Below are 17066 nucleotides of genomic sequence, written 5' to 3' on the forward strand. Positions count from 1 at the left end.
TTGTGGTACTTACCGAGTGCGCTGACTGACTAGAGCGCTACTGGCAAGCCGGCGGATGTCCGAGTCGCTTGACCCTTCAGGGTGGCGAACTTTTTTCGGACGGACGCGCTCGATCTGTTGAGAGCCGCGGGTCCATCCATTTTTTATCGGAGGTCCTGCCGGACCGGTTCCCGTGTACGGCTGGGAACCGACCGTTGCCAAGTATCTCACAGGACGTACACGCACCCCAGGATTGACGTGTGCGGCAGACCACATCGCCCAAGGTGTCGGGTCGATTAGCATCGGCCTGTGAGCTCAACAAACACCATGGACCGTCAGCCCAGCACTTCCTCGGACCGAGGTTGGGGAATCCTCGCCCTGATCCTGTCGATCATCGGCTTCGGGGCCTCCGCGACCCTGGTGATGGAACGCCTGGCCATCTATGCCGACGCCGGCCACCGCACCAGCTGTGACATCAACGCGTGGCTCTCATGTGGCACCGTGATGCGCACCCCGCAGGCCGAGCTGTTCGGCTTCCCCAATCCGTTCATCGGCATCGTGGCCTACGCGGTTGTAATTGCCCTCGCTTTGGCGGTGTTGGCCGGGGCCCGCTTTGCCAACTGGTACTGGTGGCTCATCTGGGTGGGAATCCTCGCCGGTTCGGTGTTCACCCTGTGGTTGTGGTGGCAGACCACGTTCGAGATCAACACCCTGTGCCTGTACTGCATGATCGTGTGGTGCGCACAAACCATCCTGTTGGTTCACACCACGGCCCGGAATGCCCGCGCTGGGATGTTCGGCGCCCGCATGATCAATGCGGGTCACTCGACCGCGTGGGCCTGGCTGATCGCCATCGGCCTCCTGGTGATTGCTTTCGGCATCATTGCCATCCGCTTCTCCACGGTAATTTTCGTCTAACCGTGATCTGCCTGAACCCGTGAGCTTTCGGCAGTGGTGGTCAAGGGTTACCGATCGGACCGTGCCCATCCCGGTGCCCCTTGAGGAAGACAGTTGTGACCCCGTGGAACTTCGCACCGATTGCGTCATTGGCGGACATGTGAGGCGCCTTTAGGACCAGCCATGTCATCTCAGGTGCCGATGGGACCTCGTAGAAGGCCTTCAAGGGCTCCACCGACACACCAGGTGCGATCTAGGGCTCCAACCAAACACAGCATGCGGGTCATTCTGAGGGTCTTGAAAGGCGCCGTCATCATTTGGCGCCGATCCTGAGGCCCGTGATGACTCAGCGGCGCCGCTGGCGGGTTTGATCACGGCAACCCTCCGTGCACATTAGGGGCACGGGTTCGTCCACCGGGTGACACTCAAGGCACAGGCTGGCACCCTATCGACATTAGGGGCACGGGTTCGTAACGAGTGCCATACCTCGTGCGGAATTTCGTACCCGGGGTGACACTCAAGGCACAGGTTCGCGCTCGGTCGACATTGGTGGCGCAGGTTCGTAATGGGAGTTACATCTCGGGCGGAGGATCGTACCCGGTGACAATCCGGGTAGAAGTCCGTTTCGAAAGCGCACTTCACGGCGTGACACTCTGCCAGATATGTCCCGGCGGCACTCGAGTGCATTGGATCGCCCAGAGCGCGGCCCACCGCGATCCCCGCTAACCGGGTCCGGCCACAATTACGGTGAGATCCATGGCCCACGACCCCGCAACCCACCCACTACTGGCTGGCGGGTCGGCTCGCCCAATGACGACGACGGCGGGGTGAGACTGGATTTCCAGTCCCACCCCGCCGTCGTCGGTTCAGCAGGTCACCCGATCAGGCGAACCAGATGCCGATCTCGCGGTCAGCCGACTCGGGAGAATCCGAGCCGTGCACGAGGTTCTTCTGCACCTTCTCGCCCCAGTCGCGGCCGAGGTCGCCTCGGATGGTGCCGGGAGGCGCAGTGGTGGGTTCGGTGGAACCGGCCAGGCTGCGGAAACCTTCGATCACACGGTTGCCCTCGACCACAGCGGCGACCACGGGACCGGATCCCATGAACTCGACCAGCGGTTCGAAGAAGGGCTTGCCCTGGTGTTCCTCGTAGTGCTTTTCGAGGATGTCACGCGTGGCCTGCACGAGCTTGAGCTCCACGATCTTGTAGCCCTTGGCCTCGATACGGGCCAGGATCTGTCCGGTCAGGCCGCGCTCGACGCCGTCCGGCTTCACCAGCACCAGGGTGCGTTCCGTCATCTACATCTCCTTGAAATTGTTCTCGTCAGAGGTACCGCGACCAGCCTACCGGCCGGGCACCATGGCCCGGGTACTCACGCACGATCTTGCGGATGCTCGGCTTCCCACTGTTCCTGGAGCCGATCGCGCTCCCGGTTCTCACGGTCGATGGTGGTGCCCTTGGCCACCGCGTACCACCAGGCCAGGGCGCACAGCGCACCGATCACGAACATGGCGGGAAGCAGGAAGCCCGTGGCGATGAGCACCAGTTGCAGCACCCAACCGAGCACGTAACCGCCCGGTCGGCGCACCATGCCGCACGCGAGCAGGAACACGAGCGTGAGGAGCACCCCGCCGCCCACCAGCAGCCACTGCTGAGTGGTGCCCCAATCACGGGCCAGAATTCCGAAGACCGCCAAGGTCGCGAAGAAGACGATGAACGCCTCGATCGACAGGACGGACACGGCGAACATCGCCTTGATCGAACGGCGCGGTTTCTTCTGTCCCGGGCGCCATTCGCGCTGGGCCTTGGTCATTTTTGCCATGCTCAGTCCCTCCCGAGGTTCCGGCGGTTGTCAGAGTCCGAGCAGCGCACGGGCTTCACCCACCACGGTGACGGAGCCGGTGATCAGTACCGCGCCGTCGAACTCCTGACGGTCGGCGGCGTCCTGGATGGCGGAGGCGATGGCGTCGTCCAGGCGGTCCTGGGCGTGCACCATGTCCTCGTCGAAACCCATGTCCGCCGCAATCTCGGCCAGTTCTTCGGGCGCGATGGCCCGCGGGGACCGGGAGTGGCTGCACCACAGTTCGAGTTCGTACTCGCTGTACTCCTCAGCGAGCGTGCGCAACATGGTCTCGACATCCTTCTCGCGCAGGATCCCGACCACCAGGTTGAGTTTGGCGAACGTGAACGATTCCCGGACGGCCCGGGCCGAGGCCTTGAGGCCGTGCGGGTTGTGGGCGGCGTCCAGCAACACCGGAGGTGCCTTGCGGGCCAACTCCAGCCTGCCGGGCGACGTCACTGCACCCAACCCCGTGACCAACAACTCCTGGTTGAGGGGCTTGTCTCCCCCGCCCAGCAGTGCCTCCACCGCGGCAATGGCCAGCGCAGCGTTCTCCGCCTGGTGCTCGCCGAACAAGGGCAGCATCAGGTCGATGTACTCCGCGGCGAGTCCCTGGACGGCAATGATCTGTCCCCCCACGGCGATGGTGCGACCGCGCACGCCGAACTCGACACCCTCGAAGCGGAACTGTGCCCCAATTTCTTGAGCGCGTTCCAGCAGGATCTGCGCCACCACGGGATCCTGTGCAGCAGAGATGAGGAAGCCACCCGGCTTGATGATCCCGGCCTTCTCCAGGGCGATCTCCTGCAGGGTGTCCCCCAGCATTTCGGTGTGGTCCAGGTCCACGGGCGTCACGATGGAGACCGCCGCGTCCGCCACGTTGGTCGCGTCCCAGCTGCCACCGATTCCCACTTCCAGGACCATGACGTCCACGGGCTCATCCGCGAAGACCGCGAATGCCAGAACGGTCAGTACCTCGAAGAACGTAAGCCCCGGTTCCCCTCGTTCCGAAAGCTCGGTGTCCACGAGCTGAAGGTACGGGGCGATCTCCCCGTAGATCCGCACGAACGTTTCGTCCGCCACGGGCCGGCCGTCCAGGCTGATGCGCTCGGTGACCTTCTCGAGATGCGGGCTCGTGTAGCGGCCCACCCGGAGATCGTGAGCGAGCAGGAGGGACTCGACCATGCGCGCGGTCGAGGTCTTGCCGTTGGTCCCGGTGATATGGATGACCGGCGCGCTCTTCTCGGGATTACCCAGAATGTCGACGGCGCGCTGCACCGCATCCAGGCGCGGCTCCATCTTGTTCTCCGGCGCACGGTCCAGCAGTTCCGTGTAGACCTCCTCCACGGACTGGGGCGTGGACATGTTCCAGGCGTCGTTCATCAGTTCACCACCTTCACGGTCACCGAGGAATCATCGGAGACGATGAGCTCGAGTTCGCGGCTGAGGGTCTCCCCCGCCACGAGGTCACGATTGGCCTCGATCGCGGCACAGGTCTGGGCGTCCGCATGGATGGTCGTATGGATCCGGTCCGAGACGTTGAGGTCCGCGTTCTTCCGTTCCTGCTGGATGGCGCGGATCATGTCGCGGGCGGCACCCTCGGCACGCAGCTCGTCGGTCAGTTCGGTGTCGAGCACCAGGAAACCGCCCTCGGGCGGCACGGTGACGGCGCGCGCCGAGGTTTCCGCGGCGTCGTCGACGACCGTGGCCAATTCGTACTCGCCCGTTTCCAAGAGAATCGAGCCGGCCGTGACGGCGCCGTCCTCGGAGACCGACCAGTCACCGGACTTGGCGGCCTTGATGACCTGCTGGACCTGCTTGCCCAGGCGCGGGCCCGCGGCGCGGGCGTTGACCTTGAGCTGCTGCGAAATGCCGAAGTCCGCGGGCGAAACCTCTGCGGAGTCGAGCAGCGTGACGGACTTGAGGTTGAGCTCGTCCGCAATGATGGACTCGAACGTTCCGGTGAGGCGTTGGCCCTCGGGAACCGCCACGGTAAGACCGGCCAGCGGCTGGCGCACGCGCAAGTTGTGGGCCTTACGCAACGCGGAACCGGACGAACAGATGGCGCGCGTGCGGTTCATGAGCGTCATGAGGTCCTCGTCCTGTGGGAACAGGGACGCGTCCGGCCAGTCCGTCAGGTGCACCGAACGGCCGCCGGTCAAGCCACGCCAGATTTCCTCAGTGACCAGGGGCAACAGGGGCGCGGCCACGCGGCACACGGTCTCCAGACAGGTGTAGAGCACGTCGAAGGCCTGGGTGTCCTCGTCGAAGAACCGCTCGCGGGAACGGCGCACGTACCAGTTGGTGAGCGTGTCCATGTAAGAGCGCAGGGTTTCGGCGGCGGACCAGATGTCATAATCGTCGAATTGCTGCTTGGTCTCGGAGACCAACCGTCCGGTCTCGGCCAGGATGTAGCGGTCCATGACGTTCTCGGCCTGGTAGCGCAGCTGCGCCTCGTACCCGGAGCCACCCTTGGCGGCGTTCGTGTACAGACCGAAGAAGTGGTAGACGTTCCACAGTGGCAACATCATCTGACGCACGCCCTCGCGGATACCCTGCTCGGTCACGACCAGGTTGCCGCCGCGCAGGATGGGTGAGGACATCAGGAACCAGCGCATAGCGTCCGCGCCGTCGCGGTCGAAGACCTCGTTGACGTCAGGGTAGTTGCGCAGGGACTTGGACATCTTCTGCCCGTCCGAGCCCAGCACGATGCCGTGCGAGATCACGTTGCGGAAGGCCGGGCGGTCGAACAGCGCGGTGGCCAGCACGTGGAGCAGGTAGAACCAGCCGCGGGTCTGACCGATGTACTCCACGATGAAATCGGCCGGGTTGTGGGTCTCGAACCACTCCCGGTTCTCCATGGGGTAGTGCACCTGGGCGTAGGGCATGGAACCGGAGTCGAACCACACGTCCAGGATCTCGGGAACGCGACGCATCACGGACTGGCCGGTGGGGTCGTCCGGGTTGGGGCGGGTGAGATCGTCGACCCACGGGCGGTGCAGGTCCACCTCACCCTCGGCGTTGCGCGGAAGCGTGCCGAAGTCCCGTTCGATCTCGGCCAGCGAGCCGTAGACGTCGCGGCGCGGGTAATTGGGGTCGCTGGACTCCCACACCGGGATGGGCGAACCCCAGTAACGGTTGCGCGAGATCGACCAGTCGCGAGCGTTCTCGAGCCACTTGCCGAACTGGCCGTCCTTGACGTTGTCCGGGATCCAGTTGATCTCCTGGTTGAGCTCGACCATGCGGTCCTTGATGTCCGTGACCTTGACGAACCACGAGGACACCGCACGGTAGATCAAGGGGTTGCGGCAGCGCCAGCAGTGCGGGTAGGAGTGCACGTAGCTGGATTCGCGCACGAGCGCGTCCTGGGCACGCAGGTCCCGGATCACGGTGCGGGCCACTTCCTTGTCGAACACGTTGTGCCCGGCGATACCGGCCAGGGGTGCCCCGGCGGCCAAGGACTCGTCCTGGAAGAAGTCGTAGAACACGCCGGCCTCGTCCACCGAGAGCACCACGGGGATGTCGTAGCGGGCGCACACGTTCTGGTCGTCCTCACCGTAGGCCGGGGACTGGTGGACCAGTCCGGTGCCGTCGGTGGTGGTGACGTAATCGGCCACGAGGATCTGCCACGCGGTGCCGGTGCCGAAGCGCTCGGCGTCCGTGAAGTAGTCCCACAACGGGCGGTAGCGCACACCTTCCAGCTGGGATCCGGTGAAGTGGGCGGTCACGGCATCGTGGGCGGCCGCTGCCGGGTCCTCGGCGTCTCCGAAGCCCAGGTCCTTGGCGTAACCGGCGAGCAGGTCGGAGGCGATAAGGTAGCGACGCCCGGCCAGGTCTCCCCCGCCGTTGACCAGCACGTAGTCGATGTCCGGGCCGACGGCGAGCGCTTCGTTGGTGGGCAGGGTCCAGGGCGTGGTGGTCCAGGCCAGGGCGCGGGCCCCTGCGAGCTGGGACACGACGTCGGGTTGGACGGCCCACGCGGCGTCGTCGAGGATCTCGAAGCCCACGGTGACCGTGGTGTCCTGGCGGTCCTTGTAGACGTCGTCGTCCATGCGCAACTCGTGGTTGGACAGGGGCGTCTCGTCCTTCCAGCAGTACGGCAGCACCCGGTAACCGGAGTAGATCAGTCCCTTGTCGTTGAGGGACTTGAACGCGGCCATGACCGATTCCATGTACTCGACGTTGAGCGTCTTGTAGTCGTTGTCGAAATCGACCCAGCGGGCCTGGCGCGTCACGTAGTCCTGCCACTCGGTGGCGTACTTCATGACGGAGGCGCGGCAGGCATCGTTGAACTTGTCGACGCCCATCGTTTCGATTTCTTGCTTATCGGTCATGCCCAACTGCTTCATGGCCTCGAGTTCGGCCGGCAGACCGTGGGTGTCCCAGCCGAACCGGCGTTCCACGCGGCGACCCTGCTGGGTCTGGTAGCGGGCGACGAGGTCCTTGACGTAGCCGGTCAGCAGGTGCCCGTAGTGGGGCAGTCCGTTGGCGAAGGGAGGGCCGTCGTAGAAAACGAATTCGTTGGAACCGTCCTGGCCCCGTTCGCGCTGGTCGATGCTCGCCTGGAAGGTGTCGTCGGTCTTCCAGTAGTCGAGAACGCGTTCCTCGACCTGCGGGAAACGCGGGGCGGACGGCACGCCTAGGGCGGTGGGGTCGGTGCTTACCTTGGGGTAAACGGGTGAATCAGTCACGGTGCTCCATCCTGAGACGTCAGTAAATTCAGGATGCGAGGACGCTCGGGCGTACGGAGTACGCCGGTGGCGCGGTACCACCTCGCTTACTCGCGTCGGTTCGTCCCATGCCGGGGACGACGACGCCGCGAGCCGCTCATTCGCAGGCTGTCACGGGCCCACCCGCTCGGTTCTACTGAGACCCACCCGAAGGCTTGATCCGTTCTTCCGAAGACTCCCCGGTGATGGCCGGTTCACAGTCCGTGTACACACAGTGCACCGCGCCATTCTAACCCCACCGGGGACTCAGTCGTCATCCCAATCGTCGTCGCACTCCCATTCGTCGTCATCCCATTCGCACACACTGCTCAGAGCCGGCGCCTGGGGCACGGACACGGGAGCCTGCGGTGCCGGGGCGGGAGCGGGAGCCACGGGAGCCGGAAGCGGCGCGGGTGCCGCCGGGCGCTCGATCGGCGCGGGAGGCGCGGGGGCGGGCGCTTGGGCCGGGGCCGCGCGCTCGGGCGCGGGAGCGGCGTCGTCGTCCTTCTTCTTGTCCTCGGCGGCCTTGTCAGCCTTGTCGGAACGGTCGGGAGCGGCCGTGTCCGAGGGCGAGGCCGACGGCGCCGCGCTCTGACTCCCCGTCGAGGTCGGTGAAGCGTTGGGCGCGGTCTGCGGGGTCACCACAACACCGGGAACGGGCGTGGCCTCGTTGGAGTCCATGGGCATGATGACGATGGCGGTGGCCGTTGCCCCAAGTGCCGTCAGGATTGCGGCGTTCCGAAGCGTTTTCATGCTTCAAGTCTGATGCGGGTCGATGAAACCACCGTGAACCGGATATGAGGAAACTCTCATAATCACCCCGATTGGGGCGCACAGGCCTATGATTCGCGCGGGTCCACCAGCTTGTAGCCCGCGCCGCGCACGGTGATGAACCGATCCGCACCCATCTTCTTCCGCAGGTAGCGCAGGTAGACCACCACCACGTTCGACGCACCGTCGTAGTCGTAACCCCACACCCGCGACAGGATGATCTCCTGGGTCAAGACCTGATTCGGGTGCTCCAGGAACAGCGCCAACAGAGCGTACTCGCGGCTGGACAGCTCCACTTCACGCTTCTGCGCGCCGGTGCCCACCGTGGCCACGCGCGTGCGGAGGTTCAAACTCAGATCACCGAGTTCACGGATTTCCTGCGTGGGCTGTGTGGTGCCACCGGTGCGTTCACGCGCTCGCAATTTGATGCGGGCCAGCAGTTCCTCGAAGCGGAAGGGTTTGGCCAGGTAATCGTCGGCACCGCCTTCCAGGCCGTGCACGGTGTCCTCGACCGAATCGCGGGCGGTGCACATGAGCACGGGGATCTCCGCGCCCATGTCCCGCAATGCCCTCAGCACCGCGAAACCGTCCATGCGCGGCAGTCCCACGTCCAGGACCAAGAGGTCGAACTCCCCGCTGCTCGCGTAGTCCAGGGCGGTGATGCCGTCCTCCACCACCGTGGGTGTGTAACCGTGGGCCTTGAGGCCGCGGGCCACGAAACGCGAGATCCGGGGCTCGTCCTCGGCAATCAGAATTCGCATGTCAGCGCTCCTTGGGATCGGTCACGTGGGTGTTGTCCTGAGGGAAAATCATGGTGAACGTCGAACCGTGACCCGGCCTGGACGTGAGACTGACCGAGCCGCCGTGGGCCTCGGCAATGGCCTTGACGATGGCCAGTCCCAGACCGGAACCGGATTCACCGCCGCTCTCGGAGACCCGGGCGAACCGTTCGAAGATCCGGGCCTGATCCGCCCCGGCAATGCCGATTCCTTCGTCACGGACTCCCACCATGATCATGGATTGACCGGACAGCGTCATGTGCTGGACCTTGAGCTCGATCTTGGTGTCGGGTTCGCTGTAGCGCACCGCATTGGCGGCCAGCTGCACCACGGCCTGCGTCAAACGATCCTCGTCCGCTTGGGCCACCACGTCCGTACCGGAATCGAGCAACCACTCCCGCGGGCCCAGGTGCTCGATGCGGGAAAACGCATTGCGGGCGAACTCCGCCATGTTGACGTCCTTGAACTTCACGAAGTCCGGCCGCCCGGTCTTCGCCAGCGTGGACAGGTCCGTCACCAAGCTGTTCATCCGATCGAGCTCGTCCAAGGCGATCTCGTGCCCCTCCGTCACATCGGCGGGATCTTCGGGGTCGGTGGTTTCCAGCGTGCCCCGAACAATGGTCAGGGGTGTCCGCAATTCATGGGAGACGTCGGACATGAACTGGCGCTGATGCGCGTAACCCTCTTGGATGCGTTCGAGCATGCGATTGAAGTTCTGAGCGAGCGCGGCGACGTCGTCCCGGGTGCCGGGGTCGGGAACGCGACGCTCGAGGTCGTAGATCGTGATCTCGCGGGTGGCATCGCGCAGGTCGCCAATGGGGCGCATGAGCTTGCCCGTCACGACCAGGCCCACCAGCGCGGAGGCGAGCAACGTGGCCAGGCTGACGACCGTGTAGGTGATGGCCGAGATCCAGATCTGTTCTCGCTGGCTCTGAATCTTGTTCGCTGCCACGAAGATGCCGGGTGTCTCGTCGCTGTACAGTTCCACGGAGGCGATGGCCGCAGGAACCGCCTCCCCGTCCACCATGACCTCAGTGAAGATCGTCTGCCCGGGTTCGTGCGCGGCCAAGATCTGCTCAACCGTCTCCGGGTTACCGAGTTCGAAGGCCTGTTCCTGGGGTTTGAACTGGGGCTTGTCGTCGAGGAACGCGAGGAATGCCTCGTGTTCGCCGGGCACCGCGCTCTGGATGGCGGCGCGCATCAGGTCCTCGGTGCTTTCCTCATCGCCCACGTCCGACTGGCGCAGTTCGGCAATCCGTTGGAACTCGTCGACCTCTTGCAACAGCTCGGTGTTCACCCGGTCCTCCAGGACGGTGAACTGCACGTAGTAGCTGACGAATCCGGCGATCAACAGCCCACCGGCCATGAACGCGAGCATCGTGGACAGGATGCGAACGCGCACGGACCGCGCAGACAGGTCCTTGCTGAATGGGCCGTTCACTGTCACCTTCCGATGCATCGATGCCGAGGGCAGGGCGCATCCGACCGCCGGACAGCGGTTACTCCGTGGCGCGTCCCCGTTTCCAGTACCCCATGAACGATATGTCAGTTTTCTGAACCCCGTGTGCCACACACATGCGCCGCAACGATTTCACGGCGGAGGATTCCGCGGCCAAGAACCAGTACGGACCGGCCCCGGTGGCATCCGCGGTGGCCCACACGAAGTCGCCGGTGTCATCCTCTCGTTCGTCGACCGCCGACGACGCCGCGTGGCGCGCCGTTCCTTCCCGGCCTTCGAGTTGTCGGCTGAGCCAGGACTCCAGGAGCTCGTTGCGAGCAGCTGTTTCACCGCGAGCAAGCCACGTCCAGGTCAATTCGGTGCCGCTCTCGAGGGTGACCCGGATGTCCCCGTCGGTCATTACCCCGCGTGACAACGCGGCCGGTCCGGCGGGCATTGTCGCGTCACCGTGCACGGGGACTTCCACGGCTACGTGCAGGGATCGTGCTGCACCGGTCGCGTGCACGGAATCATCTCGCAGCGAGATGGACCGATCCACGCAGTCGACGATGGCGGCGGCCGCCGGTAGCGCCGTTTCGTCTGCGGCTATGACCACCCGATTGTTCCGCGCTCGGTGCTCGTCCCAGCCGGCCCACCACGCACCACTGGCCGAGGGCACCATCAATTGCACCGTGTCGCCGGGGGCCAGTTCGGAGCCCCAGCGCGCGCCGGGGCCTAGTCCCCCGTGCACTTCGTCCTCGTGCACCACCACGTCGATGTCCATCTCGGGAACGGCTTCCGCGACATCCCCGTGCCCGCCGGTCAGCACGCGTGCGTCCCGGAGGGTATAGGTGCGGATCCAGCCGCGCTCGTCCTCGGGGCGTGACAGGAACTCCTGCCGCCACCGGGACATGTCCGACGTGTCAATGCGCACGTGGTCACGTCCCGGCGCGGGGATCAGCACCTTGAAGTACGCGTCCGCCCGAGGCCCGGGGCCGGATACGCCCCACGGCAGGGTCCAGAGTTCCTCCCCGGCCACACTCACCCGGACCAGGTGCTCCCCCACCATCTCGGTGCGGGTCACGCGGGTCATGACGGCTTGGATCTCAGTCATTCGTCCCTTTCTCGGTTGCGTTCGGTTCGTGGATCTCGGGTGTCGACGACGCCGCTCGGCGGGTTCGCAACGGAACCACCAGTCGGGCGTCGGATTCGGGATCGTGCAGGACCCGGGCGGGCATTCCGAAGACCTCGCTGACCGTGTGATCGGTCATGACCTCCTCCGCGGTACCCGCGGCCAGCACTACCCCATCTTTGATGGCCACCAACTGGTCCGCGTAGCGGGCGGCCATGTTCAGTTCGTGCAGCACCATGACCAGGGTGATCCCGCGCTGTCGTTGCAGGTCCGACAGGATGTCCAGGACCTCCACCTGATGGGCGATGTCCAAGTATGTGGTGGGTTCGTCCAACAGCAGCACGTCCGTCTGTTGGGCCAAGGCCAGGGCAATCCACACGCGCTGGCGTTGGCCGCCCGAGAGCTCGGTGACCTGACGGTCCAGATAGCTCTCCAATCCGGTCAGTTCCACGGCTTCCGCGACGGCCTGATCATCAGTGGGACGCCAACGCCCGAACGCACCCCGGTGCGGGTGACGACCACGCGAGATCAGGTCGAGCACGGTGACGCCCTCCGGGGCCACCGGATCCTGCGGGAGGAACCCGACGCGCCGGGCGAATTGGGTGCGCGACCAGGTTCCTGTGTCCTCGCCGTCCAGCAGCACCTCGCCGTGGGTGGGCTTGAGCTGGCGCGCAATGGTCTTGAGGAGCGTGGACTTGCCACAGCCGTTGGCACCGACCAGAACGGTGATGGCGCCGCGTGGGATGTCCAGGGAGATCTCGCTCAGGACGGGCCCCGCACCGTAGTCCGCCGTGAGGTTACGGATCCGCAGTGAGGACTCCCCTGTCGCGGACGTGCCGTGCGCGACGAAGGAGGTGGGCGGCGTCGTCAAAGATGTCCTTTCGACCGATTCAAGCGCGTCGATCGAAGAGCGCTCGGAGAGTTTCATGATTCAGCCTTTCCGCGACCGATCAGCAGCCACAACAGAACGGGTGCGCCGGCGGCCGCCGTCACAACGCCCACGGGTAGGGCGATCCCGGGCAGTGCCTCGGCGGCGATGTAGTCGGAGACAACCATCAGCAGTGCCCCCACGAGGGCCGCATGGTGAGCCAGACCGGCACCGCCGGTGAGTCCCCGGGCAATGGGCGCGGCCATGAAGGCGACGAAGGCCACCGGACCCACCACGGATGCGGCCACGGCCACGAACACCACGGCGAGGGCGAGGGCGGTGAGTCGTACCGGCAACACCCGGACCCCGAGCCCGGAGGCCATTTGGTCACCGGTTCCCATGGCATCCACGGACGGTGCCAACAGGGCGCACAGTGGCAGCAGGACGATCAGCGCAATGCCCACGAGCCCAATGTCGCTCCACCGCGCGGAGTTCAACGAGCCGGTCAGCCACTGCAGAGCGTCTTGGGCCGCGTAGATATCGGAGCGCGTGAGCACGCCGTTGATACCGGCCGTGGTCAGTGATCCGGCGGCAACACCGGTGAGCACCAAGCGTCCGATATTTGCCCGGGTGCCACCGGCGGCGAGGATCACCGCGGCCATGAGCAGGAAGGCTCCGGCCAGGGAACTGACCGTCACGGCGGCACCCGAAAGGCCGCCCAAGGTGATGGCCACGACCGCGGCCAGACCCGCCCCGAAGGAGACGCCCATGATGTCCGGGGAGGCCAGCGGGTTGCGCAGTACCCGTTGGAAGAGGTGTCCGCCGAGTCCGAAACAGACACCCGTGAGGATCCCCAGCACGGTGCGCGGCAGGGTCACGTCCCACACGATGTAATTGGCGGGACCTTCGTAGCTTCCGGCGAGCACGGAGATCAGATCCGGGACGGCCACCACGTACTTGCCCAGGGCGATCCGGGCGAAAGAACACACCAGTAGAGCCATGCACAACCCGAGGGTGACCCTGCGCAGCTTGCGATTAGTGCGGCGTCGTCCGTCGTGGACCTTTTCGACCGTGGTCGGTGCGGTCTGGGCGGCCACGGGACGGGCAGTCAGTGTCTGGCTCACGCGGTCACCACTCCCTTGCGCCGCACGATGGCCACGAGGGCGGGTGCGCCGATGATCACCAGTGCGATGCCCACCTGCAGTTCACGATCCGGCAGGGCGACGCGCGCCACGGTGTCCGCAAGCAGGACCACTAGGGGACCGGCCAGCATGCACGCCGGAATCACGCGACGGTAGGACACCCCCACGAACGCGCGCACGGCATGGGGTACGAGTAGGCCGCAGAATACGAGCGGTCCGGCCAACGCCGTGGCGGTGCCCGCGAGCAGCACCACGGCCACACCGGCAAGCAATCGAATCAGGGCCGGGTGCGCACCCAGTCCGCGGCCCAGTGCGTCACCCAGGCTGAGTGTGTCCAGGGAACCGCTGAGCGGCCACGCCAGGAGCAGACCCACCAGGATCACGGGTGCGGCCAAGAGTAAGAACGTACCGTCGGGTCGAGAGAGGTCACCCACCTGCCACGTGCGGAACGAGTTGAAGGTTGCCTGGTCGGTCAGCAGCATGGCGCTCGTGAGTGCTCCCAGACCGGCGGAGATCGCGGCACCCGTCAGCGCAAGGGTTACGGGACGGGCGCCACCCTTGGCCGCCGTGGCCAGCCCATACACGAGCAGCATGGCCACCGCGGAACCGAGGGCCGCCAGCCACAGCTGAGAACCGGGCGAAACGAGTCCGCCCAGCACGGCACCCGTGACCACGGCGCACGCGGCACCCGCGGTGAGTCCCAGGATTCCGGGATCGCCCAGCTGGTTGCGCGTGGCACCCTGCAGGAGCGCTCCGGCCACGGCGAGCGCCGCGCCCGTGAGCACGCCGGCCGCGGTGCGCCATACACGGGACTCGACCACGGCGGCGTCGAGCGCGGGTACTCCGGAGACCGACTGGGTATCTCCCATCACGGCGTGCGGCAGCACCGACCACGTGACGGCCAGGTCCACCGGGCGGGTCCCCACGGCCACGGACACCGCGAGCGCCACCAGTAGACAGCCGAGCAGGACCGGCCACGACAAGTGTCGTCGTCGCATCGTGACCGTGCGAGGCACCGCCTCGGTCCGGGTGGCGCTCACGTTCACGAGGACTGCGACCCCAGGGCGTCACGAACGGCGGGAACGTAAACGTCCACGGCGTGGGGCAAGGACAGCGGTGAAGGCGCCAGGGTGGAGACGACGTCAGTTTTGTTGGTCGTGAAGATCGAGTGACCCGCAGCGACCGCGGGAATGGTGCGCAGCATGGGGTCGTTCTTGAACTTCTCGGCGGCGGCCTCGTCCTCGGCCACGCTGATGTACAGGTCGCTCTTGAGTTCGTCCGCGCGCTCCTCGGGCCACTCGCGCCAGAACTCGTCCTCGGTCACGTTCTCCTTGACCACGGGTGCCAGTTCCAGGCCGATCGCCTCGAAGAAACGGGGGCGGGCATCGCCCGGGCCGTAGAAGCCGAGCTTCTGCGTGGTGTCACCGTAGATGAAGGTCTTGCCGGCAGCGTCGCCCAGATCCTCACCGCGCTGCGACAGCAGATCTTCGGTCTCCTTGATCAGGTCGTCGCCGGCCTGGGAACGACCCAGCGCCTTGGCCACCGCGCGCTGCTGGTCCTGCCACGAACTCACCCACGGGCCCGTGGGATACGCGACCACGGGGGCGATCTTGGAGAGGCGCTCGTAGTCCTCCTGCGTAATGCCCGAGTTCACGGCCACGATCAGGTCCGGGGTCAGCTCGGCCACGGCGGTGAAGTTGGTTCCGTCCGCCTCATCGAACTGCTGGGGCTTCTCGCCGCCCAGGTCGGTCACAGCCTGGTCGAACCAATCGGTCGAACCGTTGGCGTTACCACCCCAGGCCACCGTGGCCACGCCCACGGGCACCACGCCCAGCGCAGTCACGAAGTCCTGGTTGTTGCTGCCGCCGATGGCCACCACGCGCTGGGGTTCGGCGTCCACTGTGGTGGTGCCCAGGGCGTGCTCCACCTCCACGGGGAAGCTGTCGGTAGCACTCGACTGCGCCGCTGCGCCGCCGGTATTCTCGCCCTCCCCACCGCGTGAACCGGTGGAACACGCGGCCAGGCCAACGAGCGAGGCGAGCGCCAGACCGGAGCCGAGCAGGCGGCGTCGGGTCACGGCGGGTGTGGGAGATGAAGGTGAAGATGCGGGCACTGTGGCTCCTCGAACAGTCCAATTAGATCAGGTTAGGCTAACCTAATTTATTCGAGCGGCTTCTGACAAGATGAGTGCGGGCCCCGCCGAAAAATTTTTCGGCGGGGCCCGCTCAGTACTCGATGAGTGTCAGGATTCCTTGCGAATCATCTTGTGAATGGCCGCCTGGGCGACCGGCTTCACGGTGAGCGTGTCGATGTTCACGTGGTGCGGCAGCTCAACAGCGAAGGCGAGCACCTCAGCCACATCCGCGCCCGTGAGCGGCTTCTCCACACCGGCGTAGACCTTGTCCGCGGCTTCTTGGTCGCCGCCGAGACGCATGAGGGAGAACTCTGGAGTGTGCACCAGGCCCGGTGCCACCTCGACCACGCGCACATTGTGCTCGGCCTCTTCAAGGCGCAGGGCTTCGGTCATGGAGCGCTCCGCGTACTTGGCTGCGTTGTAACCGGCACCGCCCTCGTAGGCACGGAAGGCGGCCAACGAGGTCAGGTTGACCACGGTGCCCTCACCGTTCTCGCGCAGGGCGGGCAGGAATGCGCGAGTCACGCGCAGGGTGCCCATCACGTTGACCTGGAACATCCAGTCCCAGTCCTCATCCTTGGCGTCAAGAATCTTGTCGGTGCCGCGGGCACCGCCGGAAATATTGAGTACGGCATCCACGGTTTTCTGCTCGGAGAGCACCTTGTCGCGCAGGGCATCGACCTGAGCGGCGTCAGTGATATCGGTCGGCGCAGCGATAGCACCGGTGCGCTGGGCGAGATCCTCGAGGCGGTCCGCACGGCGTGCCACGGCATAGACGGTCCAGCCGCTGTTGCGCAGCCGTTCCACGGTGGCCTCACCGATACCGGTCGAGGCGCCGGTCACCACGGCAACCTTGCCATTGCCTGCGGGCTTGGGGTTTGCGTAAGTGGTGTCTGTGTTCTGAGTCATACTCACCACCGTAGTCAACTTATTGTTTCAAGATAAATACCTAATCGAACTTGATTAGTATGTTTCAGAAGCCGCTGCGGTGGTCGCGCAACCACCCCAGGAGCACCACGGCGTTGTTGTGTTCCTCGTCGTGGGCGTCATAGAGCAGGGTCGCTTTCTCCACGCCTCTCAGTGCCTGCTGAAGTTCCGCCACCTGACCGGACGCGTCCTCATCCAGTGCTTTCCGGTACCGCTTGGTGAACTCCTCGAACTTCTCGGGATCGTGGCCGAACCACTTCCTGAGGTCGTCCGTGGGTGCGAGCTCCTTGAACCAGTGATCCAGGGCCGCGTGGTCCTTGCTCACCCCGCGAGGCCACAATCTGTCGACCAGGATGCGAGCGCCGTCGTCCGGGGACCTGTCCTCACGAACGCGCTTGATCTGCAACTGTGCCATGACCCCACGCTAGGCCGGTTGGGGCCGGATTGCATGA

At 65.5% G+C, this 17066-nt stretch carries 15 protein-coding genes; 1 reads left to right on the top strand and 14 read right to left on the bottom strand.

From position 1 onward, the window contains the following. Nucleotides 1-288: 288 nt before the first annotated feature. A complete protein-coding gene (locus CKW39_RS11275) occupies nucleotides 289-897 on the top strand; it encodes a vitamin K epoxide reductase family protein (protein WP_238663106.1) in 609 nt (202 codons plus the stop codon). 861 nt (nucleotides 898-1758) lie between these two features. On the opposite strand, the gene ndk is transcribed toward CKW39_RS11275, so the two are convergent. From ndk to CKW39_RS11345, 14 genes are all read right to left on the bottom strand, one after another. Further along, a complete protein-coding gene (gene ndk, locus CKW39_RS11280) occupies nucleotides 1759-2172 on the bottom strand; it encodes a nucleoside-diphosphate kinase (RefSeq protein ID WP_095798216.1) in 414 nt (137 codons plus the stop codon). A 74-nt stretch (nucleotides 2173-2246) separates the two neighbouring features. After that, entirely contained in the window at nucleotides 2247-2696 is a 450-nt protein-coding gene (locus CKW39_RS11285) for a DUF4233 domain-containing protein (RefSeq protein WP_095798217.1), read from the bottom strand. A gap of 30 nt (nucleotides 2697-2726) precedes the next feature. Then, nucleotides 2727-4097: a folylpolyglutamate synthase/dihydrofolate synthase family protein gene (locus tag CKW39_RS11290; RefSeq protein ID WP_254049387.1), complete on the bottom strand. Its 1371-nt coding sequence runs from the start codon at nucleotides 4095-4097 to the stop codon at nucleotides 2727-2729. Further along, entirely contained in the window at nucleotides 4097-7405 is a 3309-nt protein-coding gene (gene ileS / locus CKW39_RS11295; RefSeq protein ID WP_095798218.1) for an isoleucine--tRNA ligase, read from the bottom strand. Before ileS ends, CKW39_RS11290 begins: the two co-directional genes overlap by 1 nt. 285 nt (nucleotides 7406-7690) lie before the next feature. Next, nucleotides 7691-8176 carry a hypothetical protein gene (locus tag CKW39_RS11300; protein ID WP_095798219.1) on the bottom strand — a complete coding sequence of 162 codons (486 nt, stop codon included), beginning with the start codon at nucleotides 8174-8176 and terminating at the stop codon, nucleotides 7691-7693. An 86-nt stretch (nucleotides 8177-8262) separates the two neighbouring features. Continuing rightward, nucleotides 8263-8955, bottom strand: coding sequence for a response regulator transcription factor (locus CKW39_RS11305; protein ID WP_095798220.1), 693 nt, complete (start codon nucleotides 8953-8955; stop codon nucleotides 8263-8265). Nucleotide 8956: 1 nt separating this feature from the next. Continuing rightward, entirely contained in the window at nucleotides 8957-10414 is a 1458-nt protein-coding gene (locus CKW39_RS11310) for a cell wall metabolism sensor histidine kinase WalK (protein ID WP_095798221.1), read from the bottom strand. Nucleotides 10415-10472: 58 nt separating this feature from the next. Continuing rightward, a complete protein-coding gene (locus CKW39_RS11315) occupies nucleotides 10473-11525 on the bottom strand; it encodes a siderophore-interacting protein (protein WP_095798222.1) in 1053 nt (350 codons plus the stop codon). Next, the gene (locus CKW39_RS11320) at nucleotides 11518-12471 is read right to left on the bottom strand and encodes an ABC transporter ATP-binding protein (RefSeq protein WP_095798223.1); all 954 of its coding nucleotides are present in this window, start codon (nucleotides 12469-12471) and stop codon (nucleotides 11518-11520) included. Before CKW39_RS11320 ends, CKW39_RS11315 begins: the two co-directional genes overlap by 8 nt. After that, nucleotides 12468-13535 (bottom strand): iron chelate uptake ABC transporter family permease subunit, encoded by a 1068-nt coding sequence (locus tag CKW39_RS11325; protein ID WP_254049388.1) that lies wholly within the window; start codon nucleotides 13533-13535, stop codon nucleotides 12468-12470. Before CKW39_RS11325 ends, CKW39_RS11320 begins: the two co-directional genes overlap by 4 nt. After that, the gene (locus tag CKW39_RS11330; protein WP_254049389.1) at nucleotides 13532-14593 is read right to left on the bottom strand and encodes an iron ABC transporter permease; all 1062 of its coding nucleotides are present in this window, start codon (nucleotides 14591-14593) and stop codon (nucleotides 13532-13534) included. Before CKW39_RS11330 ends, CKW39_RS11325 begins: the two co-directional genes overlap by 4 nt. Nucleotides 14594-14595: 2 nt before the next feature. Further along, entirely contained in the window at nucleotides 14596-15666 is a 1071-nt protein-coding gene (locus tag CKW39_RS11335; RefSeq protein WP_254049390.1) for an iron-siderophore ABC transporter substrate-binding protein, read from the bottom strand. Nucleotides 15667-15795: 129 nt separating this feature from the next. Then, nucleotides 15796-16596, bottom strand: coding sequence for an SDR family oxidoreductase (locus tag CKW39_RS11340; protein ID WP_095798224.1), 801 nt, complete (start codon nucleotides 16594-16596; stop codon nucleotides 15796-15798). 64 nt (nucleotides 16597-16660) lie between these two features. Next, nucleotides 16661-17029: a DUF488 domain-containing protein gene (locus CKW39_RS11345; RefSeq protein ID WP_095798225.1), complete on the bottom strand. Its 369-nt coding sequence runs from the start codon at nucleotides 17027-17029 to the stop codon at nucleotides 16661-16663. Nucleotides 17030-17066: the final 37 nt, after the last annotated feature.

This window comes from Kocuria sp. WRN011 (assembly GCF_002295155.1).
Taxonomy (GTDB): Bacteria; Actinomycetota; Actinomycetes; order Actinomycetales; family Micrococcaceae; genus Kocuria; species Kocuria carniphila.

What these genes read in the sequence shown, in the direction of transcription:
- CKW39_RS11340 (WP_095798224.1), bottom strand. Translation starts at nt 16,596, where the DNA reads ATGACTCAGAACACAGACACCACTTACGCAAACCCCAAGCCCGCAGGC.
- ndk (WP_095798216.1), bottom strand. Translation starts at nt 2,172, where the DNA reads ATGACGGAACGCACCCTGGTGCTGGTGAAGCCGGACGGCGTCGAGCGC.
- CKW39_RS11290 (WP_254049387.1), bottom strand. Translation starts at nt 4,097, where the DNA reads ATGAACGACGCCTGGAACATGTCCACGCCCCAGTCCGTGGAGGAGGTC.
- CKW39_RS11315 (WP_095798222.1), bottom strand. Translation starts at nt 11,525, where the DNA reads ATGACTGAGATCCAAGCCGTCATGACCCGCGTGACCCGCACCGAGATG.
- CKW39_RS11345 (WP_095798225.1), bottom strand. Translation starts at nt 17,029, where the DNA reads ATGGCACAGTTGCAGATCAAGCGCGTTCGTGAGGACAGGTCCCCGGAC.
- CKW39_RS11300 (WP_095798219.1), bottom strand. Translation starts at nt 8,176, where the DNA reads ATGAAAACGCTTCGGAACGCCGCAATCCTGACGGCACTTGGGGCAACG.
- CKW39_RS11285 (WP_095798217.1), bottom strand. Translation starts at nt 2,696, where the DNA reads ATGGCAAAAATGACCAAGGCCCAGCGCGAATGGCGCCCGGGACAGAAG.
- CKW39_RS11320 (WP_095798223.1), bottom strand. Translation starts at nt 12,471, where the DNA reads ATGAAACTCTCCGAGCGCTCTTCGATCGACGCGCTTGAATCGGTCGAA.
- CKW39_RS11305 (WP_095798220.1), bottom strand. Translation starts at nt 8,955, where the DNA reads ATGCGAATTCTGATTGCCGAGGACGAGCCCCGGATCTCGCGTTTCGTG.